Below are 26,957 nucleotides of genomic sequence, written 5' to 3' on the forward strand. Positions count from 1 at the left end.
CGACGGTCAGTCGCGTTCGAGCTCGGCCTCGGCCGCCGCCAGCGCCGCGAACTCCTCCTCCGGCGCCTTCGCGACCAGGTGCTTCCGACTGTAGAACGCGAAGTAGGCGAGGGCGATCGCGTACACCCCGACCGCGATGAACGCCGCGTCCTTGTCCACCAGGAACGTCGCCACCAGCGCCGACAGGGCCAGGACGAACGCCACGGACGAGGTCAGGACGCCGCCCGGCGTGCGGTACGGCCGCGGCAGATGCGGCTCGCGCCGCCGCAGCACGATGTGCGAGAGCGCCATCAGGGCGTACGAGATGGTCGCGCCGAACACCGCGATGTTGAGCATCCGCGCGCCGTTCCCGGTCCCCGCGGCCAGCGCGAAGCCGATCGCGCCCGGGATGAGCAGCCCCAGGTACGGCGACTTGCGGCGGCTGGTCAGCGAGAGGAAGCGGGGCAGGTAGCCGGCCCGGGAGAGCGCGAAGAGCTGGCGCGAGCCGGCGTAGATGAGCGAGAAGAACGAGGCCACGAGCCCCGCGAGGCCCGCGTAGTTCACGAACCGGCTGAGCGCCGTCGGGTCCCCGTCGCCCTGCAGTGCCACCACCAGCGGGTTGCCCGCCTCCTGGATGGCGGCCGAGCCGCGCGCGCCGGTCGAGGCGATGAAGGTCATCACGGCGAGCAGCACGAGGATGCCCATCGAGATCGCGAGCGCCTTCGGCATCGAACGGACCGGGTCCTTCGCCTCCTCCGCGGCGAGCGGAACACCCTCGACGCCGAGGAAGAACCACATGCCGAAGGGGAACGCGGCCCAGATCCCGAGGAGACCGTACGGCAGCCAGGAGGTGGAGCCGAGCGCGTCGGTGTCGACCGGGATGTCGTTCAGTCCGTCGACATGGAAGTCGCTGAGCGCGCCCAGCGCGAAGATGACCAGGGCCGCAACGGCGATGGCCGTGACGATCAGGCTGAAGCGCAGCGCCTCGCCCACGCCCCACAGATGGATTCCGATGAAGATCACGAAGCAGGCGAGGTAGACCGGCCAGCCGGACTCCAGGCCGAAGAGGCCGAGCGATTCGACGTAGTCGCCGATGAAGATGGAGATCGCGGCGGGGGCGAGGATGTACTCGATGAGGATCGCGGTGCCGGTGAGGAAGCCGCCCCAGGTGCCGAGCGCCCGGCGCGCGAAGCCGTAGCCGCCGCCCGCGGTGGGCAGGATGGCGGAGAGTTCGGCGAGCGCGAAGACGAGACAGGCGTACATCGCGCCCATCAGGACGGTCGCGATCGCCAGTCCGCCGAAGCCGCCCTTGGAGAGGCCGATGTTCCAGCCGGAGAAGTCGCCGGAGACGACGTAGGCGACGCCGAGGCCCGTGAGCAGCAGCCAGCCGGCGCTGCCGCGGCGCAGCGCCCGGCGTTCCAGGTAGTCGTCAGGTGCCGCCCCGTCCCGTGGTGCCGCTTTGTCCCCGGTGGTGTCTTCGAGCGTCATGGCAGCGTCAGCTCCCGCGTCGGGCCCAATGGATTGGTGCCATACCTTTGCGCCGCACCGGCTGGAACGCAACCCCCGTGCGTTACTTTCGGGTTACGCGAGCGGCCCTTCCCGGCGCCCGGGTCGCGTCCGCCCGCTCGCCCTGTGCCCGAGCCCTCACGTCAGGAAGCCGCGCAGCAGCGCCGCCGTGCCCCCGCAGTGTTCGCGCATGACCTCGCGGGCCCCGTCCGCGTCGCCGTCCAGGACCGCCTCCACCAGGGCCGTGTGCTGGTGCTGGGAGTGCTCCAGGTTCCGTACGAGCAGCGGGATGCAGTCCAGGAGGTCGTTCACCGTCGCCCGTACGGCGGCGTACTGCGCCGTGAGCGTGGGGGAGCCGGAGAGCTCGGCCAGGGTGAGGTGGAGCAGGGTGTCCTGGCGCCGGTAGTCGTCGAGCGTGGCGTCGTGTGTGGCCGCGAGGGCCGTACGGAGCCGCTCCGCGCCCGCGTCGTCCAGGCCGTGCGCGGCGCACAGCCCCGCCGCGCCGACCTCGAGGACCTCGCGGAACCGCAGCGTGTCCTCCATGTCGACGGAGGCGATCCGGCGTCGCAGCTCGTCCTCGTCCGCCGTCCGCGGCCGCTGCAGCACGAACGTTCCGCCGTACCGCCCGCGCCGGCTCTCCACGAGCCCCTGCTCCTGGAGGACCTTCAGTACCTCGCGCAGGGTGACGCGGCTGATCCCCATCCGGTCGGCCAGCTCCCGCTCGGCGGGCAGTCGGCCGCCGCCGGGGACGAGCCCGAGCCGTACCACCTGGAGGATCTGCTCCAGCGCCTCCTCGAAGCCGTTGCCCGCCCGGACCGGCCGCAGCACGGGCGTCAGCCGGTCCGCCGATTCACTCGTACTGGACACGTTCCCGTTTCCCCTTCCCAAGCAATGGTCTTCCGCAATACCTTATGGCTTCCGGCTGACCCAAGGAGGAGTAAATCCCGTGGCAGACCGCAAAGCCCCGCTCTCCGTCGAGGAGCTGCGCTCCCTCGTCGCCAGCGGTGAGATCGACACGGTCGTCCTCGCCTTCCCCGACATGCAGGGACGGCTCCAGGGCAAGCGGTTCGCCGCACCGTTCTTCCTCGACGACGTCCTCGACCACGGCACCGAGGGCTGCAACTATCTCCTGGCCGTCGACGCCGAGATGAACACGGTCGACGGATACGCGATGTCCTCCTGGGACCGCGGCTACGGCGACTTCGCCATGCGCCCCGACCTCTCCACGCTCCGCCGCGTGCCCTGGAACGAGGGCACGGCGATGCTCATCGCCGACCTGGCCTGGAACGACGACTCGCCCGTCGTCGCCGCGCCCCGCCAGATCCTCCGCCGCCAGCTGGAACGGCTCGCCGAACACGGCTACACCGCGCACGTCGGCACGGAGCTCGAGTTCATCGTCTTCAAGGACACCTACGAGCAGGCCTGGGACGCGAACTACCGGGGCCTGACCCCGGTCAACCAGTACAACATCGACTACTCGGTCCTCGGCACCGGCCGAATCGAGCCCCTTCTGCGCCGGATCCGCAACGAGATGGCCGGCGCCGGCCTGACCGTCGAGTCCGCCAAGGGCGAGTGCAACCCGGGCCAGCACGAGATCGCCTTCAAGTACGACGAGGCGCTGGTCACCTGCGACCAGCACGCCGTCTACAAGACCGGCGCCAAGGAGATCGCCGCCCAGGAGGGCGTCTCGCTCACCTTCATGGCGAAGTACAACGAGCGCGAGGGCAACTCCTGCCACATCCACCTCTCCCTCCAGGACGCCGACGGCCGGAACGTGATGGCCGGCGACGGTCCTGCCGGAATGTCGGACATCATGCGGCACTTCCTGGCCGGCCAGCTCGCCGCCCTGCGCGACTTCTCCCTCCTCTACGCACCCAACATCAACTCCTACAAGCGCTTCCAGCCCGGCTCCTTCGCCCCCACCGCCGTCGCCTGGGGCGTCGACAACCGCACCTGCTCCCTGCGGGTCGTCGGCCACGGCCGCTCCATGCGCTTCGAGAACCGCCTCCCCGGCGGAGACGTCAACCCCCACCTCGCCGTCGCCGGCCTGGTCGCGGCCGGTCTGTACGGCATCGAGCAGGGGCTCGAACTGCCCGCCGCCTGCGACGGGAACGCCTACACCGCCGACTACGCCCACGTCCCCACCACCCTGCGCGAGGCCGCCGAGCTCTGGGAGACCAGCCCCATCGCCAAGGCCGCCTTCGGCGACGAGGTCGTCGCGCACTACCGCAACATGGCCCGCGTCGAACTGGACGCGTACGACGCCGCGGTGACCGACTGGGAGCTGCGCCGCTCCTTCGAACGCATGTGAGGAACGAGTTGCCGCACGAACTGCTTGTCCTGAACCCGGCGACCGAGGAGCTCGTCGCCACCGTCCCCGCCGCCACACCCCAGGACGTCGACGCCGCCGTCGTACGGGCGGCCGAAGCCCAGCGGGGCTGGGCCGCCGCCGCCCCCGCCGACCGGGCCCGGCTGCTGCGCCGCTTCGCCGCCGTCGTCGACGCCCACACCGAGGAACTGGCCCTCCTCGAAGTCCGCGAGGCCGGCCACACCCTGGGCAACGCCCGCTGGGAGGCGGGCAACGTCCGCGATCTGCTCGACTACGCGGCCGGGGGAGTGGAGCGGCTGAACGGGCGGCAGATCCCCGTCGCCGGCGGCCTCGACATCACGATCCTCGAACCCCTCGGCGTCGTCGGAGTGATCGCGCCCTGGAACTTCCCCATGCCGATCGCCGCCTGGGCCACCGCCCCCGCCCTCGCCGCCGGCAACGCGGTCATCCTCAAGCCCGCGGAGACCACCCCGCTCACCGCGCTCCGGCTCGCCGAACTCGCGCTTGAGGCCGGGCTCCCCGAGGGCCTCTTCCAGGTCCTCCCCGGCGAGGGAGCCGTCGCGGGCAGCGCGCTCGTCGAACACCCCGGCATCGCCAAGATCGTCTTCACCGGCTCGACGCGGGTCGGCAAGAGCATCATGGCCAAGTGCGCCGACCAGGTGAAGCGGGTGACGCTCGAACTCGGCGGCAAGAGCCCGAACATCGTCTTCGCCGACGCGGACATCGAGGCAGCGGCGGCGGCGGCACCGATGTCCTTCCTCGACAACAGCGGCCAGGACTGCTGCGCCCGCACCCGCATCCTGGTCCAGCGCAGCGTGTACGACCGCTTCCTGGAGCTCCTCACCCCCGCCGTCGAGGAGATCGTCGTCGGCGACCCGGCCGACGAGAAGACCCAGATGGGCCCGCTGATCTCCAAGGCCCAGCTGGAGCGGGTGAGGGCATACGTCCCCGACTCCCTCCCCGGCATCCGCGGCAAGGCCCCCGAGGGCCCCGGCTTCTGGTTCCCGCCGACCGTCCTCACCGGCATCGCAGAGGACGCGCCCTGCGCCGTCGAGGAGGTCTTCGGGCCGGTCGCCGTCGTCCTGCCCTTCGAGGACGAGGCGGACGCCGTACGGCTCGCCAACGCCACCGAGTACGGCCTCTCCGGCTCCATCTGGACCCGTGACGTCGGCCGCGCCCTGCGCGTCTCGCGCGCCGTCCGGGCCGGCAACCTCTCCGTCAACTCCCACTCCAGCGTCCGCTACTGGACCCCCTTCGGCGGCTACCAGCAGTCCGGCCTCGGCCGGGAGCTCGGCCCCGACGCACTGACCGCCTTCACCGAAACCAAGAACGTCTTCATCAGCACGGAGGGCCCCGCACTGTGAGCAACGAGACCATCTGCCGCCGCCTCGTCGGCCGCACCGCCGTCATCACCGGCGCAGGCAGCGGCATCGGCCTGGCCACCGCCCGCCGCCTCGCCTCCGAGGGCGCCAACGTCGTCTGCGGAGACATCGACGAGACCGCCGGCAAGGCCGCCGCCGAAGAGGTCGGCGGTACCTTCGTACGGGTCGACGTCACCGACCCCGAGGAGGTCGAGGCGCTCTTCAAGACCGCGTTCGACACCTACGGCTCCGTCGACATCGCCTTCAACAACGCGGGCATCTCGCCGCCCGACGACGACTCCATCCTCACCACCGGTCTCGAAGCCTGGAAGCGCGTCCAGGACGTCAACCTCACCTCCGTCTACCTGTGCTGCAAGGCCGCCCTGCCCTACATGCAGCGACAGGGCCGCGGCTCCATCATCAACACCGCCTCGTTCGTGGCGATCATGGGTGCGGCCACCAGCCAGATCTCGTACACCGCCTCCAAGGGCGGCGTGCTCGCCATGTCCCGTGAACTGGGCGTGCAGTTCGCCCGCGAGGGCATCCGCGTCAACGCGCTCTGCCCGGGGCCGGTCAACACCCCGCTCCTCCAGGAGCTGTTCGCCAAGGACCCGGAGCGCGCCGCGCGTCGGCTCGTGCACATCCCTGTCGGCCGGTTCGCCGAGGCCGACGAGATCGCCGCCGCCGTGGCCTTCCTCGCCAGCGACGACTCGTCCTTCGTCAACGCCACCGACTTCCTTGTCGACGGGGGCATTTCGGGCGCGTACGTGACTCCGCTGTAGGCCCCCGCCGCAGGGCCTGTCGCGCGGGCCCTAGGCTTGTGGGATGAGCATGACGACCCCTCCCGGCTGGTATCCGGACCCGGCCGTGCCCACCGTCGAACGATGGTGGGACGGTACGAACTGGACCGCGCACACCCGGCAGGCCCCGGCCGCGTCCACGGTCGTCTCGCCGGCTCCGCCCGTACGTGATGGGCGGAGCCGGGCGGTCGTCCTCGGCGCCGTCGCGGTCGCCGTGGTCGCGGCGGTCGTCGCGGGCGTCGTCGTGTTCGCCGGTGACGACCAGGGCGATCCGCCCACGGCGGGCCCGACGGCGGCCACGAGCACCCCCACGGCTCCGTCCTCCTCGGCCACCACCGACGCGCCCGTCGAGGAGGAGGACGAGAACCCCACGCAGGTCGTCGACCAGATCAACGGCATCACCCTCCCCGTCGTCCAGGGCTGGGAGAAGCCGGAGTACTACTCCGGCCCGGCACCGACGGTCACCACCGTCGGCACCTATGCGTGCTACGCGGCCGCCACCAAGCAGTGCCGCCACGGCACGGTCTCCTCCCACGCGGTCTCGGGCACCACCGCCTCGACGCCCGAGGCGATCGCCAAGGAGGACATCGCCCTGGCCGCCAAGGAGACCTACGAGGAGGACGTCCTCGGCAGCCTCCCCTACGGGAGGATGGTCTCCCACAAGGTCGTCGCCGCCCGCCCCGCCGCCGTCGCCGGCCGCACGGGCTACCTGGTCCGCTGGCAGGTCACCACCGACAAGGGCCCCGGCGGCTACGTCCAGTCGCTGGCCTTCCCCTCCCCGGCGGGGAGCGAGTCCCCCGTCGTCGTCCGCTTCACGTTCGACGCCGGTCCGGACGGCCCGTCCCTCGCGACGATGGACGAGATCACGCGCGGGATCCGGCCCATCGGCAGCGACACCAACGGGGGAGTGGGCAGCTCGATCACCCCGGGCGGGTGAGCGCGCCCGCTACAGGAAGGTGCGGCCCTCGCCCCGGTACGTCGGCACCGCCGCCGTGATCCGGTCGCCCTCGATCAGCTGGAGGCTGTCGAACCGCTCGCACAGCTCCCCGGCCTTCGCGTGCCGGAACCACACCTTGTCCCCGATGAGGAGATCGTCGGCCGCCGACCCGATCAGCGGCGTCTGCACCTCGCCCGGGCCCTCCTGCGGGTCGTAGCGCAGCCCTTCCGGCAGATACGGGACGGGCAGCCGGTCCACGCCCGCCGCGCCGGACGCCGGGTAGCCGCCGCCGAGGACGGTCACCACGCCGACGCCCGGACGGCGCACGACGGGCTGGGCGAAGAGGGCGGCCGGACGGCCGGTGAAGGACGTGTAGTTGTCGAACAGCCGCGGCACGTAGAGCCCCGAACCGGCGGCGATCTCGGTCACCGCGTCCTCGGCCGCCGTGTGCTGGACACTGCCTGTACCACCGCCGTTGACGAACTCCAGGTCCGGCGCCACCGCCCGGACGGCACGGACGACGGCCGCGCGCCGGGTCTCCAGCTCCTTGCGGGCGGCCGACTGCATCAGCCGGATCGCCCGGGACCGCAGCGGCCGCCCGGCGACCGCGTCCCCCACCCCGGCGACATGCCCTTCGTACGCCATGATCCCGACCAGCCGGAAGCCGGGCCTGCGGGCGATCGAGCGCGCCAGCTCGGCGAGCTGGGCGGGCTCTCGCAGCGGGGAGCGGAGCGCTCCTATCCGCACCCGGCCGCCGAGCAGCCGGAACGAGGTGTCCAGCTCCAGGCAGATCCTGATCTCCTCGGCACCACCCGCGCGTGCCGTGTCGATCAGGTCCAGCTGCGCAGGGTCGTCGACCATCACGGTCACGGCGGCGGCGAGCTTGGGATCGTTCGCCAGCTCGCCGAACGCGGTCCGGTCGGCGGACGGGTAGGCGAGCAGCACGTCCTCGAACCCGGCGCGCGCCAGCCACAGCGACTCGTCGAGCGTGAACGACATGATTCCCGCGAAGCCCTCGCGCGCCAGGACCCGCTCCAGCAGCGCACGGCACCGCACGGACTTGCTCGCCACCCGGATCGGCTTGCCGCCGGCCCGCCGTACGAGATCCTCGGCGTTGGCGTCGAAGGCATCCAGGTCGACGATGGCGACGGGCGCGTCGAGGTGGGCGGTGGCCCGGTCGTACCGGGCACGGTCGGCGGCGCGGGGAGTCATGGCCCGAGCTTGCCAGACGGGTTTACGGGTGGGTAGCCCCTGAGTTCCCGTGCTGAGGGGAACAGCCCGTAGAGTGGCGGGCATTGCGAGGGCAGGCATCACGACGGAACGACCAGGGGGCGGGGATGAGCACCGACGCGCACCGCCCCGCCTCCCGCATCAGCGAGGCCCTGTTCCCACCCCCGAAGCCGGCGCCCGACACCGCGCCGCCGGGTGTCCCCGGCCCCGCCGCACCGGACCGTCCTCCGGCACGCCCGGGGGAGGCCGCCGCACCGGCCGCGAAGACCGTCGCGGGCCCGCACGGCATTCCGCCGCGCCCGACGGAAGCCCCCGCGCGCCCCGCCGTGCCCTCCGTCCGGCCCCTCGCCGGGCCCGCAACCCCGGCGCCCGCGCCCGCGCGCCCCGCCTCGCCCCCCACGTCCGCCGGGCCCGCGCGCCCACCCGCTCCCGCGCGCCCCGCCGCCGGGTCCGCAACCCCGGGGCCCGCGTCCGCCGTGCCCGCGCGCCCCGCCGTGCCCGCGCGCCCCGCCTCGCCCGCGCGCCCCGCCGCGCCCGCGCGCCCCGCCGCGCCCGCGCGCCCCGCCTCGCCCCCCGTCCCCGCCCCCGCCGCGCCCGCAACCCCCGCGCCCGCGCCCGCGTCCGAGTCCGAGTCCGGTGGTGCCACCGGCTCCGCCCGCCCCGCGGTGCCCGCTCCCGGCGCCGACGTACCGGCCGTCGAGACGACCACGCGGCTGCGGCCGATCGGCGACACCGGTACCCGCCCGATACCGCCGCGCCCTGCGACCCCGCCCCAGGCGCGGTCCGCCCCGGCGCGCCCCGCCCCGCCCGCCCCTCGGACGCCGGCGCAGCCCTACGGCACGTACGGCGCCTACCGGCCCTACACCGCGCCGCCCGAGACCCTCGTCGAGACCACCACCCGCCTCCGGCCCGTCCGCGAGCGCCGCGTCGGCCGGGTCGTCGCGGCCGGAACCTGCCTCGTGCTCGGCGTCGGCCTCGTCGGCGGCGCCGTCGCCGGAGCCGTCCTCGCCGCCACGGACGCCGGCGCCCCCGAGGAGCCCCCGGGCTACGCCGAGGCCAGGACCCTGTGGCACAACGTCCCCGTCGACACCCTCTTCCCGCGCACCCTCGCGGGCCCCAAGGAGGGCCCCGGCGCCGCCGACCGCACCTGGACGCGGGTCGTCGTCGCCCCCGACGCCCCCTGTACCGCGGCCGTCCTGCCCAAGAGCGTGATCACCACCCTGCGACCCGTCGGCTGCGAGCGCGTCCTGCGCGCCACGTACACCGACGCCACCGCCTCCAGCGTCATCACAGTCGGCCTCGTCTTCACCCAGGCCGATCCCACCACCACGCGCTCCCTCGCGGCGGAGTCCTCCGCACGCCTCGGCGCCGACGTGCCCCCGGCGCTCTCCGCCCCGGGCACCGTGGCCGCCCGCTTCGGCGCCGCGCAGCGCGCCGGCTGGTGGACCCGCGCCCTGACCGATCTCCCCGTCGTCGTCACCGCCGTCTCCGGCTTCGCCGACGGCCGGCCCGTCGCCTCCCCCCAACCCGCCGACCGGGCCATGGCCGACGGACAGACCAGCCCCGTCGCCCAGGCAGGCCTCGGCCACGAGGCCAAGGGCGTCGCCGACCGGATCGAAGGCGCCCTGCGCGCCACGGTCACCACGGCAGCGAAGGACGACGACCGGTGACCCGCCCCCGCGCCCTCGCCGCCCTGCTCGCCGCCGCCTTCGCGGTCCTCCCCGCCACCACCACCCCGGCGTACGCCGACACCATCCGCGCCCGCCAGTGGGGCCTCGAGGCCATGCACACCACCCAGGCCTGGCGCACCACCAAGGGCGAGGGCATCACCGTCGCCGTCCTCGACACCGGCGTCGACGCCGGCCACCCCGACCTCGTCGGCTCCGTCCTCACCGGCAAGGACCTCGTCGGCTTCGGCGCCGAACGCGGCGACCGCGCCTGGGCCCGCCACGGCACCGCCATGGCCGGCATCATCGCCGGGCACGGACACGGCCCCGGCCGTCAGGACGGCGTCCTCGGCATCGCCCCGAAGGTCGAGATCCTGCCCGTCCGGGTCATCCTCGAAGGCACCGACAAGGCCCGCGACAAGGCCCGCAAGACCCGCGGCACCGCCCTCGCCGAAGGCATCCGCTGGGCCACCGACCACGGCGCCGACGTCATCAACCTCTCCCTCGGCGACGACTCCAAGTCCGCCCACCCCGACGCGGGCGAGGACGCCGCCGTCCAGTACGCCCTCGCCAAGGGCGTCTCCGTCGTCGCCTCGGCCGGCAACGGCGGCGAGAAGGGCGACCACATCTCGTACCCGGCCGCCTACCCCGGCGTGGTCGCGGTGACCGCCGTCGACCGGTACGGCACGCACGCCTCCTTCTCCACCAGCCGCTGGTACTCCACCGTCAGCGCCCCCGGCGTGGACATCGTCATCGCCGACCCGGACCGCCGTTACTACGAGGGCTGGGGCACCAGCGCCGCCGCCGCGTTCGTCTCCGGCGCCGTCGCGCTCGTCCGGTCCGCCCACCCCGACCTGACACCCGCACAGGTCAAGCGGCTCCTCATCGACACCGCCCGCAACCGGCCGAAGAACGGCCGCAGCGACGACAAGGGGTACGGCACCGTCGACCCGGCAGCCGCCATCGAGGCAGGCGCCCGGCTCAAGGGCGCCGACCCCAAGAACGCCTCCGCCGGCTACCGGGGCCGGTTCTTCGGCGCCGGACCTCAGGCCGCCCCCGACGACGACAAGCCGGTCGGCCTGCTCGCCCCCGCCGCCGGTGGCGTCGGCGCGCTCCTGCTCGTCGCCGCGGTCGTCCTCTGGCGCGGCAGCCGCGCTACAGGGCCGCGCCCACCGCGCTGACCGCCGCCCGCGCCGCCCTCTCCACGTACGCGACGCCCGTGTCCTTCGTGACGTGACCGTCGGACAGCACCGCGACGAGGCAGACCCGCCCGCCGGCCGTCACCCGCCCCACGCTGTTGACGTCCCAGAGGCCGGTCGCGTCCCGGGGGAGCCAGCCGTTCTTCACCGCCGGATCGCCGCCCGCCGCCGACACCCCCCAGCCCTGATCGGCGACCACGCCCTCCATCAGTCCGGTGATGTACGTACGGGAGTCCTCGGCGAGCGGGGAGTCCGTGCCGAACACAGCGTCGAGGAGCACCAACCGATCAGCGGCCGTCGTCTGCGTCAGCCCCCACGCCGTGGCGCCGGTCGTCCCCGAGAGTCCGAGCCGCGCGCTGGCCGCGTCCAGCCCCCGCGCGCCGCCGATCACCTGCCACAGTGCGGTCGTCGACGTGTTGTCGCTGTGCCGGATCATCGCGGCGGCCGCCGTCCGCTCCGCCGGGGACAGCCCCCGGCCCTCGTCCTGGGCCCGCAGCAGCAGGGCCACGAGGACGTCGAGCTTGACGACGCTCGCGGTGTCGTACGTCCGTCCCTCGCCGCCGTACGAGGCCGAGCGCCCGGTCTCCAGGTCGAGCACCGCGACCGACAGGGACGCCCCGCTCCCGGCGAGTACGGGCGCGACCGCCGCCGCGAGCACGGCGTCGAGATCCGCTTCCACGGTCACGGTGACGGTCTCCTCCAGGGCGAGTCGTACGGCGGGCGGGACCGGACCGGCCGGCCGCACGGGGGTGGCACAGGGCGGCCGCCGCGAGCACGACGGACGGCAGGGCAAGTCTGGGGCGTGGCACGGGCGGACGCCAGGGACGGCGCCGGGGAGCGGCCTGTGGCCGCGCCGGCCACCCGCTGGGAAGACGGCCCCCCGAGGCCGGATAGGCTCGGTGCGTGGCGCTCAAGAACATCCCTGACCCCGGTTTCTCCGACGACGACGGAAACGCCGACCCGCGGCTCGCCGAGGCCCTCACGGCCTGGGCGGCGGACAGAACCGCGCACGGACCGGTCCTGGAGGCGCTGAAGGACGCGCGTCTGCTGGTGCCCGTCGTCGCGGTCCTCGGCGAGGTCGAGGAGGACCCGGAGACGGGGCTGCGCCGCGAGAAGACCAGCGACATGGCCGTGCCCACGCTCACGGCGGGCGACCGGCGGGCGCTGCCGGCCTTCACCTCGATCGCCTCGCTCGCCCTCTGGGACCCGGAGGCCCGGCCGGTGGCCGTCCCCCTGCACCAGGCGCTCCAGGCCGCCGCGCACGAGAAGGCGGACACCGTCGTCCTCGACCTCGCGGGCCCGGTTCCGTACCAGCTGACCGGCCCGGCGCTGCTCGCCCTCGCGGAGGGCCGCACCAGCGCGGACCCGCTGGACGACCCGGCGGTACGGGCGGCGGTACGGAAGGCGGTCGCGGCCGAGCCCGCGGTCCTGCGCGCCCACCTCGGCCCCGGCAGCGCCGACGGCACGCTGGCCCTCGTCCTCTCCGAGGACGCGGCCCCCGCGGAGGCCGCCCAGCGCGTGGCGCGCGGCCTCGCCGCCGACGAAACACTGAGGGCCCGCCTGGTGCGGGGCCTCGACCTGGCACTGCTGCCGGCCTCGGCCACGCCTCCGGGCGAGCCCTTCTACGTCAAGCGGTGATCCTGCGGGGGGCGACCCCCGCACCCCCGGCGGGCGTCAGCCGTAGACGGGGCCCGTGTACTTCTCGCCCGGGCCCTGGCCCGGCTCGTCCGGGACGATGGAGGCCTCGCGGAAGGCAAGCTGCAGGGACTTCAGGCCGTCGCGCAGCGGCGCCGCGTGGAAGGAGCTGATCTCCGTCGCACCGGCGTCGAGGAGGCCGGCCAGCGCGTGGACCAGCTTGCGCGCCTCGTCGAGGTCCTTGTGCTGCTCGCCGTCCTCGGTGAGCCCGAGCTTCACCGCGGCGGCGCTCATCAGGTTCACCGCGACGGTCACGATGACCTCGACGGCCGGCACCTCCGCGATGTCACGGGTCATGTCGTCGAAGTCGGGGGACTCGGTGTGGGGCGTCTCGCTCATGCCCACACGATAAGCCGGGCGGGCCGCCCGGCGTCCCGCGGTCTCCTCCCGCGGCCTCGGTTAGCGAACCAGGACGGTCGGTGCTAACCTTGTGTAACGACCGGCCGGACACCTATGTGCCCGGCCCACAAGTGGAGGCTCCGATCTCCCACCTGGCCGCTCTCCGGAGCGGCGGGTCACCGGTCAGGTGGCGCCCATCGTTCCGTACGGACGATGGAGCCGCCCGATGTGCGCCCCGCGGTTCACCGCGGCGGTGCTCCGGTATTTCCGTGGAGCCCCGCCTGTGTCCCGTCCGGGGCATTTTTCATATCCCGGCGCGGTTGGTCTCACTAAAACAGACAGTACGCGTCCGTCCGCCAGGCGGTCGCGTGGTGCTACCGAGGAGGATCCATCAGCGCCGAGCCCCGCATCAACGACCGGATTCGCGTTCCCGAGGTGCGACTTGTCGGTCCCAGCGGCGAGCAGGTCGGGATTGTTCCGCTTGCCAAGGCCCTGGAGCTCGCACAGGAGTACGACCTCGACCTGGTCGAGGTCGCGGCGAACGCCCGTCCGCCCGTGTGCAAGCTCATGGACTACGGGAAGTTCAAGTACGAGTCGGCCATGAAGGCCCGTGAGGCGCGCAAGAACCAGGCGCACACGGTCATCAAGGAGATGAAGCTCCGGCCGAAGATCGACCCGCACGACTACGACACCAAGAAGGGTCACGTCGTCCGGTTCCTCAAGCAGGGTGACAAGGTCAAGATCACGATCATGTTCCGTGGTCGTGAGCAGTCCCGTCCCGAGCTTGGCTTCCGGCTGCTGCAGCGGCTGGCCTCGGACGTCGAGGAGCTTGGCTTCATCGAGTCCAACCCGAAGCAGGACGGCCGGAACATGATCATGGTTCTCGGCCCGCACAAGAAGAAGACCGAGGCCATGGCCGAGGCGCGTGAGGCTCAGGCCGCACGCAAGGCGGAGCGTCAGGGCGTCTCGTCCGACGAGACCGCCGAGGCTCCGGCCGAGGAGGCTTCGGCCGAGGCTCCCGCCGAGGCCGAGAACCCCGAGGCGTGACGCGAGGGGCTGCCACCCAGGCAGCCCCGGGCCACGCCCGGAACCACCACACGAGAACTGACGCTCCTGGATGTCCGGTGTCCGCACCGGGGGAGCGCCACTGACGAGGAGATAACGGCGCGATGCCGAAGAACAAGACGCACTCCGGTGCCAAGAAGCGCTTCAAGATCACCGGCTCCGGCAAGGTGCTGCGCGAGCGCGCCGGCAAGCGCCACCTGCTCGAGCACAAGTCGTCCAAGCTGACGCGTCGCCTCACCGGCAACGCCGAGATGGCCCCGGGCGACGCGGCCAAGATCAAGAAGATGCTGGGCATCTGATCTTGATCTCCCGCCCTCGGCGACGAGGGCATCCGGCCAAGACCGGGACCCATCCGTTTTCCGGGTCGTGTGAGTACCCCCACGGCCCCGCTACAAGGAGTTAAGAAGTGGCACGCGTCAAGCGGGCAGTCAACGCCCACAAGAAGCGCCGGGCGATCCTCGAGGCGGCCTCCGGCTACCGCGGTCAGCGTTCGCGCCTGTACCGCAAGGCCAAGGAGCAGGTCACCCACTCCCTGGTCTACAACTACAACGACCGCAAGAAGCGCAAGGGCGACTTCCGTCAGCTGTGGATCCAGCGCATCAACGCCGCTGCCCGCCAGAACGGCATGACGTACAACCGCCTCATCCAGGGTCTGAAGGCCGCCAACATCGAGGTGGACCGCAAGATCCTCGCCGAGCTGGCCGTCAACGACATCAACGCGTTCGCCGCGCTGGTCGAGGTCGCGCAGAAGGCCCTCCCGGCCGACGTCAACGCGCCGAAGGCCGCTGCCTGATCCCCAGGCCGCAGATCTTCCGCACCGGACCCGCAGGCCTTCGGGCCTGCGGGTCCGGTCGTGTTCGGAGCACGCCAGGGGGTGTCCGCCGGACACCCCCAGCCCCCGTCACCCGCCCGGACCCCCGAAAAGAGCCACCGACCCCATGGGTACCCCCGAGCTGATCTCCCCGCGTTCGCCCCGTGTCGTCGCCGCCAGGCGGCTCGCCAAGCGCAACTTCCGGGGCAAGGACCGCCTCTTCATCGCCGAGGGCCCGCAGGCCGTCCGCGAGGCCGTCGAGCACCGCAGCGGCTCCGGTGAGCCCACCCTCGTCGAGCTCTTCACCACCGTCGAGGCCGCCGAGCGGTACACGGAGATCGTCGACGCCGCCCGCGCGGCCGGGGCCCGGGTCCACTTCGCCCCCGACGCCGTCCTCGCCGAGGTCTCCCAGACCGTCACCCCGCAGGGCCTCGTCGGAGTCTGCCGCTTCCTCGACTCGCCGTTCGAGGAGGTCCTCGCGGCCAGGCCCAGGCTCGTCGCCGTCCTCGCCCACGTACGCGACCCCGGGAACGCCGGCACCGTGCTGCGCTGCGCCGACGCGGCCGGCGCCGACGCCGTCGTCCTCACCGACGCCTCCGTCGATCTGTACAACCCCAAGTCCGTGCGCGCCTCCGTCGGCTCCCTCTTCCATCTCCCGGTCGTCGTCGGCGTCCCGGTCGAGCAGGCCGTCGCCGGTCTGAAGAGCGCGGGCGTACGGATTCTCGCCGCCGACGGCGCCGGACAGAACGACCTCGACGACGAACTGGACGCCGGCACCATGGGCGGACCCACCGCCTGGGTCTTCGGCAACGAGGCCTGGGGGCTCCCGGAGGAGACCCGCGCGCTCGCCGACGCGGTGGTACGCGTACCGATCCACGGCAAGGCCGAAAGCCTCAACCTCGCGACGGCCGCCGCCGTGTGCCTCTACGCCTCCGCGCGTGCCCAGCGCTCCCGAACCTCCCGCTGAGGGGCTCCAAAGCGTCACCCGCACCTAGTAGGGTGACCAACTCGGGGGCCCACTGCGCTACACGGAGGGGTGGGGAACGGGGATGACGGTCGGAACGGACAGTCCCGCACAGGCACGGAGTACCGCGCCGGATGCCCCGGAGGACCCGGAAGGGTCCTCCCGACCGGCACCGGACATCCCCGGCGTCGACCCCGACGAGCTGCCCGACGGCCTCGTCGTCGCCGACGCCACCGGACACGTCGTCTGCTTCAACGCCGCCGCCGCCCGCATCACCTCCGTACCCCCGGACCAGGCCCTCGGTCTCCCGCTCGACCAGGCGCTGCCCCTGGAGGACCTCAAGGGGCGCCGCTGGTGGACCCTCACCGACCCGTACGGCGGGCTCGCCACCCGCCGCGGCCAGCCGGAGCGCAATCTGCTCCTGCCCGGCGGCCGCGAGGTCCTCGTCTCCGCCCGCTACGTCCGCGAGCACCCCACCGGCCCGGTCCGCCGCGTCGTCGTCTCGCTGCGTGGCACCGAGGCCCGGCGCCGGACCGAGCGCAGCCACGCCGAGCTCATCGCCACCGTCGCCCACGAACTGCGCTCCCCGCTGACCTCCGTCAAGGGCTTCACGGCGACCCTGCTCGCCAAGTGGGAGCGGTTCACCGACGACCAGAAGCGGCTGATGCTGGAGACCGTCGACGCCGACGCCAACCGCGTCACCCGGCTCATCGCCGAACTCCTCGACATCTCCCGGATCGACTCCGGCCGATTGGAGGTGCGCCGCCAGCCCGTCGACATCGCCGCCGCCGTCGGCCGCCACATCCAGGCACACACCACCGGCGGACAGTCCCCCGACCGCTTCTTCGTCCGCGTCCGGCCCGAGCTCCCCGACCTGTGGGCCGACCCCGACAAGGTCGACCAGGTCCTCGGGAACCTGCTGGAAAATGCGGTGCGCCACGGCGAGGGAACCGTCACCATCGAGGTGGCACCCACCTGCGCCACCACCGACGGAGAGAAGGGAACGGCGGTCACCGTGAGCGACGAAGGCCCCGGCATCCCCGAGGAGTCGATGGGCCGTGTCTTCACCCGCTTCTGGCGGGGGAGCAAGCGCGGTGGCACCGGACTCGGCCTCTACATCGTCAAGGGCATCGTCGAGGCCCACGGCGGCACCATCACCGTCGGCCGCGGCCCCCGGGGCGGCGCCGAGTTCCGATTTATCCTGCCCGTCGGCGCCCCGGCCTATCTCGCCTGACGAGATCACCAGCCGTCCGGCCCGCCCACGGGCTCATTCGCGTCCCCGCGCCCCGTTAGACTCGACCTTTGGCACGTTTGCGCCCTTGACGTCGAGCGGGGCCGCGCCCAAGCCAGCCAAACGGAAGCACGGGAAGAGATGTCCGCACCCAATAAGTCGTACGACCCGGTTGAGGTCGAGGCCTTGAAACCGGAAGAGATCGAGCGCATGCGGGACGAGGCGCTCGCCGCCTTCGCCGCCGCGGGTGACCTCGACGCGCTCGCGCACGCGAAGGTCGCGCACACGGGCGGCACCTCGCCGCTCGCGCTGGCCAACCGCGAGATCGGCGCGCTGCCGCCGCAGGCCAAGGCCGCGGCCGGCAAGCTCGTGGGCCAGGCCCGCGGCGCGGTCTCCAAGGCCCTCGCCGCCCGCCAGGCCGAGCTCGAGGCCGAGCGTGACGCCCGCGTCCTGGTCGAGGAGGCGGTGGACGTCACCCTGCCGTACGACCGGGTCCCGGCCGGCGCCCGCCACCCGCTGACCACGCTCATGGAGCGGGTCGCCGACGTCTTCGTCTCCATGGGATACGAGGTCGCCGAGGGTCCCGAGGTCGAGGCGGAGTGGTTCAACTTCGACGCCCTCAACTTCGTGCCGGACCACCCGGCGCGCCAGATGCAGGACACCTTCTTCGTCCAGGGCCCGGAGGGGACGACCGGCGACGAGTCCGGTGTCGTGCTGCGGACGCACACCTCCCCGGTACAGGCCCGCACGCTCATCGACCGGGAGCCCCCGGTCTACGTCGTGTGCCCCGGCCGCGTCTACCGCACCGACGAGCTCGACGCCACGCACACCCCGGTCTTCCACCAGATCGAGCTGCTCGCCGTCGACGAGGGCCTGACCATGGCCGACCTCAAGGGCACCCTCGACCACATGGTCCAGGCGCTCTTCGGGCCCGACATGAAGACCCGGCTCCGCCCGAACTTCTTCCCGTTCACCGAGCCGTCCGCCGAGATGGACATGCTCTGCTACGTCTGCCGCGGCGAGTCCGTCGGCAACCCGGACCGGCCCTGCCGCACCTGCGGCAGCGAGGGCTGGATCGAGCTGGGCGGCTGCGGCATGGTCAACCCCAAGGTGCTCGTCGCCTGCGGTGTCGACCCGGAGAAGTACAGCGGATTCGCCTTCGGGTTCGGCATCGAGCGGATGCTGATGTTCCGCCACAACGTCGAAGACATGCGAGACATGGTCGAGGGTGACGTCCGGTTCACCCGGCCGTTCGGGATGGAGATCTGATGCGGGTCCCGCTTTCTTGGCTGCGGGAGTACGTCGACCTGCCGGCGACGGAGACCGGACGTGACGTCCAGGCCAAGCTCATTTCGGCAGGACTCGAGGTCGAGACCGTCGAGCAGCTCGGCGCCGGCCTGACCGGCCCGCTGGTGGTCGGCAAGGTCCTCACCATCGAGGAGCTGACGGAGTTCAAGAAGCCCATCCGCTTCTGCACCGTCGACGTCGGCCAGGCCAACGGCACCGGCGAGCCCCAGGAGATCATCTGCGGCGCCCGGAACTTCGCCGAGGGCGACAAGGTCGTCGTGGCGCTGCCCGGCGCCGTGCTCCCCGGTGACTTCCGGATCGCCGAGCGGAAGACGTACGGCCGGGTCTCCCGCGGCATGATCTGCTCCGGCGACGAGCTGGGCATGGGCGACGACGGTTCGCACGGCATCATCGTGCTGCCGCCCGAGCTCGAGATCGGCATCGACGCCACGAAGCTCCTGGAGCTGTACGACGAGGTCCTCGACATCGCCGTCACGCCCGACCGCGGCTACTGCCTCTCGATGCGCGGTGTCGCCCGCGAGACCGCCATCGCGTACGGCCTGCCGCTGCGCGACCCGGCGCTGCTCGACGTGCCCGCGCCGAACTCGTACGGCTACCCGGTCCAGGTCGCCGACCCGGTCGGCTGCGACCGCTTCACCGCGCGCACGGTCGTCGGTGTCACGCCCGAGGCGCGCACCCCGATCTGGATGCAGCGCCGCCTGCAGAAGGCGGGCATGCGCACGGTCTCGCTCGCTGTCGACATCACCAACTACGTGATGCTGGAGCTCGGCCAGCCGCTGCACGCCTACGACCGGACCCGGCTCGACGGCCCCATCGGCGTCCGCCGCGCCGCCGCCGGAGAGACGATCACCACGCTCGACGGCGTGAAGCGCGTCCTCGACTCCGGGGACCTGCTGATCACCGACAACAGCGGCCCCATCGGTCTGGCCGGCGTGATGGGCGGCGCCCACACGGAGATCGCCGACCCGGTGACCGACCCCGAGACGGGCATCGTCACGGGCACCACCGAGGTGGTCATCGAGGCCGCGCACTTCGACGCGATCTCGATCGCCCGGACGGCCCGACGGCACAAGCTGGCCTCCGAGGCGTCCCGGCGCTTCGAGCGCGGGGTCGACCCGCAGGCCGCGGCCGCCGCCGCGCAGCGCTGCGTCGACCTGCTCGTGCTGCTCGCGGGCGGCACGGCCGAGGCCGGGGTCACCGAGATCGTCGCGCCGTCCGCGCCGCGCACGGTCACCATGCCGGCGAACCACCCGGACAAGGTCGCGGGTGTCGCCTACGGCCGCGAGACCGTCGTCCGCCGTCTCCAGGAGATCGGCTGCGACGTCTACGGGCAGGACGAGCTCGTCGTCACCGTCCCGTCGTGGCGCCCCGACCTCTACGTGCCGAACGACCTGGCCGAAGAGGTCATCCGCCTGGAGGGCTACGAGAACCTGCCCTCCACGCTGCCCAAGCCGCCCGCCGGGCGTGGCCTCACCGAGCGCCAGCGCACCCACCGCCGGGTCGGCCGCGCGCTGGCCGGCGCCGGGTACGTGGAGGCACTGAACTACCCGTTCATCGGCGCGCAGGTCTTCGACCAGCTCGGCCTGGACGCGGACGACGCCCGCCGCCGTGTGGTCACCCTCGTCAACCCGCTCTCCGACGAGGAGCCTGCGCTCCGTACGACGCTGCTGCCGGGCCTGCTCGGCGCGCTGCGCCGGAACGACGGGCGCGGCAGCCACGACCTGGCGCTCTTCGAGACCGGTCTGGTCTTCCGGCCGGGCGAGCAGCCGGGCGTCGCCGTGCGGCTGCCCGTCGACCGCCGTCCCACCGACGAGGAGATCGAAGGCGTCAACGCCGCGCTGCCCGCGCAGCCGCGGCGCGTCGCCGTCGTCCTCGCCGGGGCCCGTGAGCAGGCCGGCTGGTGGGGCAAGGGACGTCCGTCCGACTGGGCCGACGCGATCCAGGCGGCGCGCACCGTCGCCGCGGAGGCCGGTGTCGAGCTGATCATCAGCGCCGACCAGCACGCCCCGTGGCACCCGGGCCGCTGCGCCGCGTTCCACGCGGTCGTGGACGGCGAGAAGGTCCTCGTCGGCCATGGCGGCGAGCTGCACCCGCGCGTCGTGAAGGCGTTCGGTCTGCCGGACCGCACCTGCGCGATGGAGCTGGACCTGGACCTGGTGGAGCAGGCGAACGAGGGCCCGCTGAAGGCCCCCGGCATCTCCTCCTTCCCGGTCGCCACGCAGGACGTCGCCCTGGTCGTCGACGCGTCGGTCCCGGCCTCCACGGTCGAGGCCGCGCTGCGCGACGGCGCCGGTGAACTCCTCGAGGCCATCCGGCTGTTCGACGTGTACACCGGCGACCAGCTCGGCGAGGGCAAGAAGTCCCTGGCGTACGCGCTGAAGTTCCGCGCCACGGACCGCACCCTCACGGTCGACGAGGCCAGCGCCGCGCGCGACGCGGCCGTCGCCCTGGCGTCCGAGCGCACGGGCGCGGTACTGCGCGGCGCCTGAGCGCGGTGACCCAGGAGGGGGCCGGACCGGTGACCACCGGCCGGCCCCCTCCGGCGTTCTCCCTCGATGCCGCCTCCTGCGTTCCCCCGGGATTCCTCGGCCCGACAACCCCGCGATGCGGATGTCACCGGGTGGTTCGACATCAGGCGCCGCACGACGACCTGAGGCCCAGGGGGCGCACCCGTGCGGGACTGCGCCTCCTGTGCGGGTGGCGGACGGGTGGCGCGCCGCGGCGCGCGGGGGGCGCTCACTCCTTCGGGTGAGATGTCCGGACCGTGTTCCCCCGGGCCCGGTGGGGTCGGGAGAATCGACGCGGCCACAGGGGCGGGCCTGTGCGCCGCAGGGCCTCCGGGCGCTGCAGGGCCTCAGGAAGGGCCGTGGATGATCCGTACAAGGACGTTGCTCTCCTATGACTCCCGGCTGCGCCGGCTGGGACCACTCGCCCTTCCCACCCTCTGGGGTGCCGTGGCCGTGACGTGGAAGCTCGGCTGTCCCCTGGCGCAACAACCCGGACTCCCCATGCGCATCGCGACCAGCGTGCTCTTCTTCACCGTCGGCACCGGGCTCATCCTCGGCATCCGCCGCGGCCTCTCGCGCGAGCTGGAGCGGATGAGGGCCATCGCGGACGCCACCCAGCGCGTGCTGCTGCGCCCGCCCGCGCCCCGGCTCGACGGCCTCTCCGTCGCCGCCGGCCAGCTCTCCGCCTCCCGGGGCGCGTCCGTCGGCGGGGATCTGTACGAGGCGCTGGCCACGCCGTACGGCGTGCGGGTCGTCATCGGCGACGTCCGGGGCCATGGCCTCGCGGCCCTCGGCGCGGTGGTCGCCGTGCTCGGCAGCTTCCGCGAGGCCGCCCACGACGAGCCCGAACTCGGCGGCGTGCTGCGCCGGCTCGACCGTGCGCTCGCCCGCCACCTGCGGGAGCGGGCCCGCGACGAGCACCCGGCGGTCTGTGCCGGGCGGGAGCCGGAGCACCCCGCGGCCGAGGAGTTCGTCACCGTGCTGCTTCTGGAGATCCGCGCGGACGGGGAGGTGTACGCCCTCAACTGCGGGCACCCGGGCCCGTACCGGATCGCCCACCGGGTGGAGCCCGTCGCCGTCGGCGACCCGCTTCCGCCGCTCGGCGCCTTCCCGCTGCCGGCCGAACTCCTCGCGTACCCCTGCACGCGGCTCCTTCCGGGCGAGGCGCTCTTCCTGCACACCGACGGCGCGGAGGACGCCCGCGACAGGGCGGGCCGCTTCTTCGCCCTCGAACGGGTCCTGGCCGAAGCCGCGCGTGACGCGCCCGTCTCCCCGGCCGCACTGGTCCGCCGCGTGCACGGAGCCCTGCTGCGGCACACCGGCGGCCGACTCGCCGACGACGTGGCGCTGTTGGTCGTCCGCAACGACCGCGTGCGGGTTCCGGCGCAGCCCGCCGAACCCGGGCTGCGCCGTACCCGACCTGCACCCTCCCCTCACTGTTGAGCGACGGGACATGAGGCCGGCGCCGCCCGGACCGCCTCGGAGTGTCGGGCAGGTCGGCGGGCGGGCGGCGCGGGGCGGGCCGCCGCACTGTACGAGGGGGGAGCCCGGCGGCCCGGGTCGCCTTGCGGCGAGGCGCTCAGTCAACCGTCAGCGGGGCGGCGGCGGCAGAGCGCTCGGACCGGAAGAACGGGCACTTCATTCACACCCCGTGCGAAACCGCCCTCCACTACGGTGGTCGGGCGCGGACCGAGTCATCGGAGGGGCCCCATGCAGCCCAACACCCTGCTCGACGCCCTGCTGGACGAGGCGGGTATCTCGCGGGCCGGCCTCGCCGCCCATGTGAACCGCGCCGGCCGCGCCCGGGGGCTTGCGCTGCGGTACGAACACACCGCCGTGGCCCGGTGGTTGAAGGGTCAGCGGCCGCGCGGCCAGGTGCCCGACCTGATCTGCGAGGTGCTCGGGACGCGGCTGCACCGGGCGGTCTCCCTCGACGACATCGGGCTCGGCGTCGGGGGCGGTGACGCCGTCGCGTCCAGCTCCCCGCTCTCCGGCTTCGTCGAGCGGGCCACCGCCCTGTGGCGCTCCGACGAGCAGCAACGGCCGCACATACTCGGCGCGCAGGCGGTCACCGGTACGCCCGCCGTGATGCCGGTCTGGGAGTGGGAGAACCCGCCGGAGGACTCCGACGTCTCCCGCGACGGCCGGACGCGGGTCTCCATGGCCGACATCGCCATGCTCGGCGCCGCCCGGACGCACTACGAGCAGATGTACCGCAAGGCCGGCGGCGTCGCGACGCGCGTGCGGATCGTCGGCTTCCTCAACTCCGAGACCGCGCCGCTGCTGCGCGGTTCGTACAGCGACAGCGTCGGCCGGCAGCTGCACCGCGCCACCGGCGGTCTGGTGGCGGTGGCGGGCATCTGCGCGTACGACTCCGACGCCCATGGGCTCGCGCAGCGCTACTTCCACCAGGCGCTGCGGCTCGCGAAGGCGAGCGGGGACCGAGGCCTCGGCGCCTATGTGGTCGCGCTCCTCGTCAACCAGTCGCTGTTCATGGGGGAGTACCGCCAGGGGGTGGCCTTCGCCGAGGCGGCGCTGCGGTCGGCCGGACGGCAGATCACCCCGGCGCTCGCGGCGGACCTCTCCGCGATGCAGGCGAAGGCCTACGCCCATCTCGGCGACGGCGCCTCGGCGCTGGTCTGCATCCGGCGCGCGGAGGCGGAGGCGGAGCGGATCCGGCCGGGCCATGAGCCGGCCGAGACCGGCTATGTCCAGCCGGGGCTGGTCAACGTGCAGGTCGCCGAGGCGCTGCTCAGTCTGGGTGACCTGCCCGCGGCCCGGGAGCACGCGCGGGAGGCCGTGGAGACACCGGCGCACGACCGGGGCCGGGTGCACCGGCTGGCCATGCTCTGCCAGATCGAGCTGCGGCAGGGGGAGGCCGACGCGGCGGCGCGGACGGCCGTGGAGATGACGGAGCGGGCGCGCGGGATGGAGTCGCAGCGGCTGCGCGACCGGCTGAGGCTGGTGCGGGAGTACCTGCTGGCCACCGACTGCGCGGACGCGAGGCAGGCTGCCGAACTCATCGACGGGGCGCTACGCGTTCCCCTGTGAGCCCCGGGCTGCTGCCATATTGCCACCGACCAATCGGAAGGTGGCAGAAACGTGCAGTGGACGAAACTGAGCGAACAACCTGTCTATGAGAACCGCTGGTTCCGGGTGAACCTCGCGGACGTCGAGCTCCCGGACGGCCGCCACCTCGACCACTATCTGATCCGGCTCCGCCCGGTCGCCGTGGCGACCGCCGTCAACGAGGCCAACGAAGTCCTCATGCTCTGGCGGCACCGCTTCATCACCGACAGCTGGGGCTGGGAGCTGGCCGCCGGCGTCGTCGAGGACGGCGAGGATCTCGCGGCCGCCGCCGCCCGCGAGATGGAGGAGGAGACGGGCTGGCGCCCCGGACCCCTGCGCCATCTCCTCACCGTCGAGCCCTCCAACGGCCTCACCGACGCCCGGCACCATCTCTACTGGGCCGAGGAGGCCACGTACATCGGCCCGCCCGAGGACGACTTCGAGTCCTCACGGCGTGAGTGGATACCGCTCAAGCTGATCCCGGACATGATCGCCCGGGGCGAGATACCGGCCGCCAACATGGCTGCCGGACTGCTCCTGCTCCACCACCTGCGCCTCGGCTGACCGGCCGAGGCCGCACCCGTGGCGGAACGCCGAACGGCCCGTACCTGTGCGGGTGTACGGGCCGAACGGTGGTCGTGGGGCTCAGGGGTACGGGTAGAAGCCCGAGCCCGTCTTGCGACCGAGCCGGCCCGCGTCCACCATGCGCTGGAGCAGCGGGGGAGCGGCGTACAGCGGCTCCTTGTACTCGGTGTACATGGAGTCGGCGATCGAGGCGATCGTGTCCAGGCCGATCAGGTCGGCGAGCTTCAGCGGGCCCATCGGATGGGCGCAGCCGAACTCCATGCCGTTGTCGATGTCCTCACGGCTCGCGATGCCGGACTCGAACATCCGGATCGCGGAGAGCAGGTACGGGACCAGCAGCGCGTTCACCACGAAGCCGGAGCGGTCCTGCGCGCGGATCGCGTGCTTGCCGAGCACCTTCTCGGCGAAGACCTGGGCGCGGCTGATCGTGCCCTCGGAGGTGGTGAGGGCCGGGATCAGCTCCACCAGCTTCTGCACCGGTGCCGGGTTGAAGAAGTGGATGCCGATGACCTGGTCCGGGCGGGAGGTCGCCACGGCCAGCTTCACCAGCGGGATGGAGGAGGTGTTCGAGGCCAGGATCGCGTCGGGCCGCGTCATCACCTGGTCGAGCACCTTGAAGATCTCGGTCTTGATCTGCTCGTTCTCCACCACGGCCTCGATGACGAGGTCGCGGTCGGCGAACTCGCCGAGGTCGGTGGTGAAGCTGAGGCGCGCCAGCGTCGCGTCGCGCTCCTCCTCGCTGATCTTGCCGCGTTCGGCGGCCTTGGCGAGCGAGTTGTACAGCCGCGTACGGCCGATCTCCAGGGCCTCGCCGGTCGTCTCGGCGACCTTCACCTCGAGGCCGCTGCGGGCACACACCTCCGCGATGCCCGCGCCCATCTGGCCGCAGCCCACCACTCCGACGCGCTCAATGTCGGCCATGGAGTCCGTCACCTCGTGCCTTTCGCTCTTCACTGGCGGCGGGCCCCGTGTGATTCCGGTGCGTCCGCCTCGACCCCACGACGTTACCGCTCATTAACCGATGATCGATCGCTCGGGGCGGGCATGCTCTGCCTGTGGGTGTGACGTATCCGACAGAAGAGGACAGGTAGATGGGACGTATCGGGAGAAGAGGGTTCGTGGCGGGCGCGGCGCTGGCGGCATTCGGTGTGACCGGTTCGGGCACCGCGGAGGCGGACTCAGGCACCGCGGGCGCTCTGTCCGGCACCGCGGGCGCGGTCCGGAAGAAGCCGAGGGCCGGCGGCGAGTTCCGCGGCATGTGGATGGCGACGGTCTTCAACGTCGACTGGCCCTCGAGCCCCGGTCTCACACCCGGGCGTCAGCGGGCCGAACTCCTCGCCCATCTGGACATGGCCGTCGAGCGGAGGCTGAACGCGGTGATCCTCCAGGTGCGGCCGAGTGCCGACGCGCTGTGGCCCTCGCCGCACGAGCCGTGGGCGGAGTGCCTCACCGGCGTGCAGGGCCGCGACCCCGGCTGGGACCCGCTGGGCACGGCTGTCGAGGAGGCCCACAGGCGGGGGCTCGGGCTGCACGCCTGGTTCAACCCGTACCGCGTGGCGAATCACACGGATCTCACCCGGCTGACCCTGACCCACCCGGCCCGGCGCAACCCGGAGTGGATCGTCCCGTACGGCGGAAAGCTCTACTACAACCCCGGGCTGCCCGAGGTCCGCCGCTTCGTCCAGGACGCGATGCTCGACGCCGTCCGGCGTTACGACATCGACGCCGTGCACTGGGACGACTACTTCTACCCGTACCCGGTCGAGGGTGAGGTCTTCGACGACGACGACGCCTACGCGCGGTACGGCGGGGACTTCACGAGCCGGGCGTCCTGGCGGCGGAACAACATCGACCTCCTGGTCTCCGAGATGTCCGCGCGGATCAAGGAGGTCGACTCCCCGCCGGCCTTCGGGATCAGCCCCTTCGGGATCTGGCGCAACGCCGCCACCGACCCCGCGGGCTCGGACACCCCGCAGGGGCTGCAGAGCTACGACGACCTCTTCGCCGACACCAGGAAATGGATCAGGGAGGGCTGGATCGACCACGTGGTGCCGCAGCTCTACTGGCACATCGGCTTCGCCGAGGCCGACTACGCCACGCTCGTGCCCTGGTGGGAGGCGGTGGTGCGGAACACCGGCGTCCGTCTGTACATCGGCGAGGCGCTCTTCAAGTGCGGTGACCCCGACCAGCCGGCCGCGTGGCAGGACCCCGACGAACTCTCCCGCCATTTGACACTGGCCGGCCGCCATCCGGGGGTGGCCGGGCACTGCTTCTTCTCGGCGACGCAGGTCACGGCAGACCGGATCGGGGCGATGGCCGCCGTCGTGGCCGACCACTACCCGACCGCGGTCCCCCCGGCGCGCTAGACGGCTCGC

The 26,957-nt window shown here is 72.8% G+C and carries 24 protein-coding genes; 18 read left to right on the top strand and 6 right to left on the bottom strand.

Translation table 11 applies throughout. The annotated features are described in order from the left end of the window. Positions 1-6: 6 nt before the first annotated feature. Positions 7-1,467 (bottom strand): ethanolamine permease, encoded by a 1,461-nt coding sequence (gene eat, locus ACFY8U_RS28880; protein WP_389575255.1) that lies wholly within the window; start codon positions 1,465-1,467, stop codon positions 7-9. Between the two features lie 156 nt (positions 1,468-1,623). Then, positions 1,624-2,352: an FCD domain-containing protein gene (locus tag ACFY8U_RS28885; RefSeq protein ID WP_361438956.1), complete on the bottom strand. Its 729-nt coding sequence runs from the start codon at positions 2,350-2,352 to the stop codon at positions 1,624-1,626. 79 nt (positions 2,353-2,431) lie between these two features. On the opposite strand from ACFY8U_RS28885, the gene ACFY8U_RS28890 reads away from it, so the two are divergent. The 4 genes from ACFY8U_RS28890 to ACFY8U_RS28905 are packed head-to-tail and all read left to right on the top strand — an operon-like array spanning position 2,432 to position 6,912. Further along, complete coding sequence (locus ACFY8U_RS28890; RefSeq protein WP_361601631.1) at positions 2,432-3,796, top strand: glutamine synthetase family protein; 1,365 nt, start codon at positions 2,432-2,434, stop codon at positions 3,794-3,796. Between the two features lie 8 nt (positions 3,797-3,804). Further along, complete coding sequence (locus ACFY8U_RS28895; protein WP_389575256.1) at positions 3,805-5,178, top strand: aldehyde dehydrogenase family protein; 1,374 nt, start codon at positions 3,805-3,807, stop codon at positions 5,176-5,178. Beyond that, positions 5,175-5,957: a 3-oxoacyl-ACP reductase gene (locus ACFY8U_RS28900; protein ID WP_389575257.1), complete on the top strand. Its 783-nt coding sequence runs from the start codon at positions 5,175-5,177 to the stop codon at positions 5,955-5,957. Before ACFY8U_RS28895 ends, ACFY8U_RS28900 begins: the two co-directional genes overlap by 4 nt. Before the next feature lie 43 nt (positions 5,958-6,000). Next, positions 6,001-6,912: a DUF2510 domain-containing protein gene (locus tag ACFY8U_RS28905; RefSeq protein WP_389575258.1), complete on the top strand. Its 912-nt coding sequence runs from the start codon at positions 6,001-6,003 to the stop codon at positions 6,910-6,912. 9 nt (positions 6,913-6,921) lie between these two features. Here ACFY8U_RS28905 and ACFY8U_RS28910 read toward each other — a convergent pair whose 3' ends face one another. Continuing rightward, a complete protein-coding gene (locus ACFY8U_RS28910; protein WP_389575259.1) occupies positions 6,922-8,124 on the bottom strand; it encodes an amino acid deaminase/aldolase in 1,203 nt (400 codons plus the stop codon). 125 nt (positions 8,125-8,249) lie between these two features. Between ACFY8U_RS28910 and ACFY8U_RS28915 the strand changes: the two genes are divergently transcribed. Together ACFY8U_RS28915 and mycP are read left to right on the top strand one after the other, a co-directional pair. Beyond that, positions 8,250-9,812: a hypothetical protein gene (locus ACFY8U_RS28915; RefSeq protein WP_389575260.1), complete on the top strand. Its 1,563-nt coding sequence runs from the start codon at positions 8,250-8,252 to the stop codon at positions 9,810-9,812. Further along, the gene (gene mycP / locus ACFY8U_RS28920; protein ID WP_389575261.1) at positions 9,809-10,990 is read left to right on the top strand and encodes a type VII secretion-associated serine protease mycosin; all 1,182 of its coding nucleotides are present in this window, start codon (positions 9,809-9,811) and stop codon (positions 10,988-10,990) included. Before ACFY8U_RS28915 ends, mycP begins: the two co-directional genes overlap by 4 nt. Here mycP and ACFY8U_RS28925 read toward each other — a convergent pair. Further along, positions 10,965-11,693, bottom strand: a complete 729-nt coding sequence (locus ACFY8U_RS28925; RefSeq protein WP_389575262.1) for a serine hydrolase — start codon at positions 11,691-11,693, stop codon at positions 10,965-10,967. The two genes, mycP and ACFY8U_RS28925, sit on opposite strands and share 26 nt — an antisense overlap. Before the next feature lie 218 nt (positions 11,694-11,911). Between ACFY8U_RS28925 and ACFY8U_RS28930 the strand changes: the two genes are divergently transcribed. Continuing rightward, entirely contained in the window at positions 11,912-12,646 is a 735-nt protein-coding gene (locus tag ACFY8U_RS28930; protein ID WP_389575263.1) for an SseB family protein, read from the top strand. Positions 12,647-12,682: 36 nt separating this feature from the next. Here the strand turns inward: ACFY8U_RS28930 and ACFY8U_RS28935 are convergent, their stop codons facing one another. Further along, a complete protein-coding gene (locus tag ACFY8U_RS28935) occupies positions 12,683-13,042 on the bottom strand; it encodes a DUF1844 domain-containing protein (protein WP_361438936.1) in 360 nt (119 codons plus the stop codon). A 390-nt stretch (positions 13,043-13,432) separates the two neighbouring features. On the opposite strand from ACFY8U_RS28935, the gene infC reads away from it, so the two are divergent. The 10 genes from infC to ACFY8U_RS28985 all read left to right on the top strand — a co-directional run bounded on the left by infC (position 13,433) and on the right by ACFY8U_RS28985 (position 24,561). Then, the gene (gene infC, locus ACFY8U_RS28940) at positions 13,433-14,089 is read left to right on the top strand and encodes a translation initiation factor IF-3 (protein WP_260230413.1); all 657 of its coding nucleotides are present in this window, start codon (positions 13,433-13,435) and stop codon (positions 14,087-14,089) included. Between the two features lie 122 nt (positions 14,090-14,211). Next, entirely contained in the window at positions 14,212-14,406 is a 195-nt protein-coding gene (gene rpmI / locus ACFY8U_RS28945) for a 50S ribosomal protein L35 (RefSeq protein WP_019884943.1), read from the top strand. A gap of 107 nt (positions 14,407-14,513) precedes the next feature. Beyond that, complete coding sequence (rplT, locus tag ACFY8U_RS28950; RefSeq protein WP_017241732.1) at positions 14,514-14,900, top strand: 50S ribosomal protein L20; 387 nt, start codon at positions 14,514-14,516, stop codon at positions 14,898-14,900. A 145-nt stretch (positions 14,901-15,045) separates the two neighbouring features. After that, positions 15,046-15,885: a TrmH family RNA methyltransferase gene (locus ACFY8U_RS28955; RefSeq protein ID WP_389575264.1), complete on the top strand. Its 840-nt coding sequence runs from the start codon at positions 15,046-15,048 to the stop codon at positions 15,883-15,885. Between the two features lie 82 nt (positions 15,886-15,967). Further along, positions 15,968-17,116, top strand: a complete 1,149-nt coding sequence (locus tag ACFY8U_RS28960; protein ID WP_389575265.1) for an ATP-binding protein — start codon at positions 15,968-15,970, stop codon at positions 17,114-17,116. Between the two features lie 138 nt (positions 17,117-17,254). Further along, positions 17,255-18,382, top strand: a complete 1,128-nt coding sequence (gene pheS, locus ACFY8U_RS28965; protein ID WP_361438928.1) for a phenylalanine--tRNA ligase subunit alpha — start codon at positions 17,255-17,257, stop codon at positions 18,380-18,382. After that, positions 18,382-20,910, top strand: coding sequence for a phenylalanine--tRNA ligase subunit beta (gene pheT, locus ACFY8U_RS28970; RefSeq protein ID WP_389575266.1), 2,529 nt, complete (start codon positions 18,382-18,384; stop codon positions 20,908-20,910). The genes pheS and pheT overlap by 1 nt, the downstream gene beginning before the upstream one ends. Before the next feature lie 381 nt (positions 20,911-21,291). Further along, complete coding sequence (locus ACFY8U_RS28975) at positions 21,292-22,371, top strand: PP2C family protein-serine/threonine phosphatase (protein ID WP_389575267.1); 1,080 nt, start codon at positions 21,292-21,294, stop codon at positions 22,369-22,371. Positions 22,372-22,638: 267 nt separating this feature from the next. Further along, positions 22,639-23,979: a transcriptional regulator gene (locus ACFY8U_RS28980; protein ID WP_361767722.1), complete on the top strand. Its 1,341-nt coding sequence runs from the start codon at positions 22,639-22,641 to the stop codon at positions 23,977-23,979. Between the two features lie 51 nt (positions 23,980-24,030). After that, on the top strand, positions 24,031-24,561 hold the full coding sequence (locus tag ACFY8U_RS28985; protein ID WP_361438914.1) for an NUDIX domain-containing protein: 531 nt from the start codon (positions 24,031-24,033) through the stop codon (positions 24,559-24,561). Between the two features lie 81 nt (positions 24,562-24,642). Here the strand turns inward: ACFY8U_RS28985 and ACFY8U_RS28990 are convergent, their stop codons facing one another. Then, positions 24,643-25,503: a 3-hydroxybutyryl-CoA dehydrogenase gene (locus tag ACFY8U_RS28990; RefSeq protein WP_389575268.1), complete on the bottom strand. Its 861-nt coding sequence runs from the start codon at positions 25,501-25,503 to the stop codon at positions 24,643-24,645. A gap of 170 nt (positions 25,504-25,673) precedes the next feature. Between ACFY8U_RS28990 and ACFY8U_RS28995 the strand changes: the two genes are divergently transcribed. After that, entirely contained in the window at positions 25,674-26,948 is a 1,275-nt protein-coding gene (locus tag ACFY8U_RS28995) for a glycoside hydrolase family 10 protein (protein WP_389575269.1), read from the top strand. Positions 26,949-26,957: the final 9 nt, after the last annotated feature.

It is taken from the genome of Streptomyces sp. NPDC012508, from assembly GCF_042902595.1.
Taxonomy (GTDB): Bacteria; Actinomycetota; Actinomycetes; order Streptomycetales; family Streptomycetaceae; genus Streptomyces.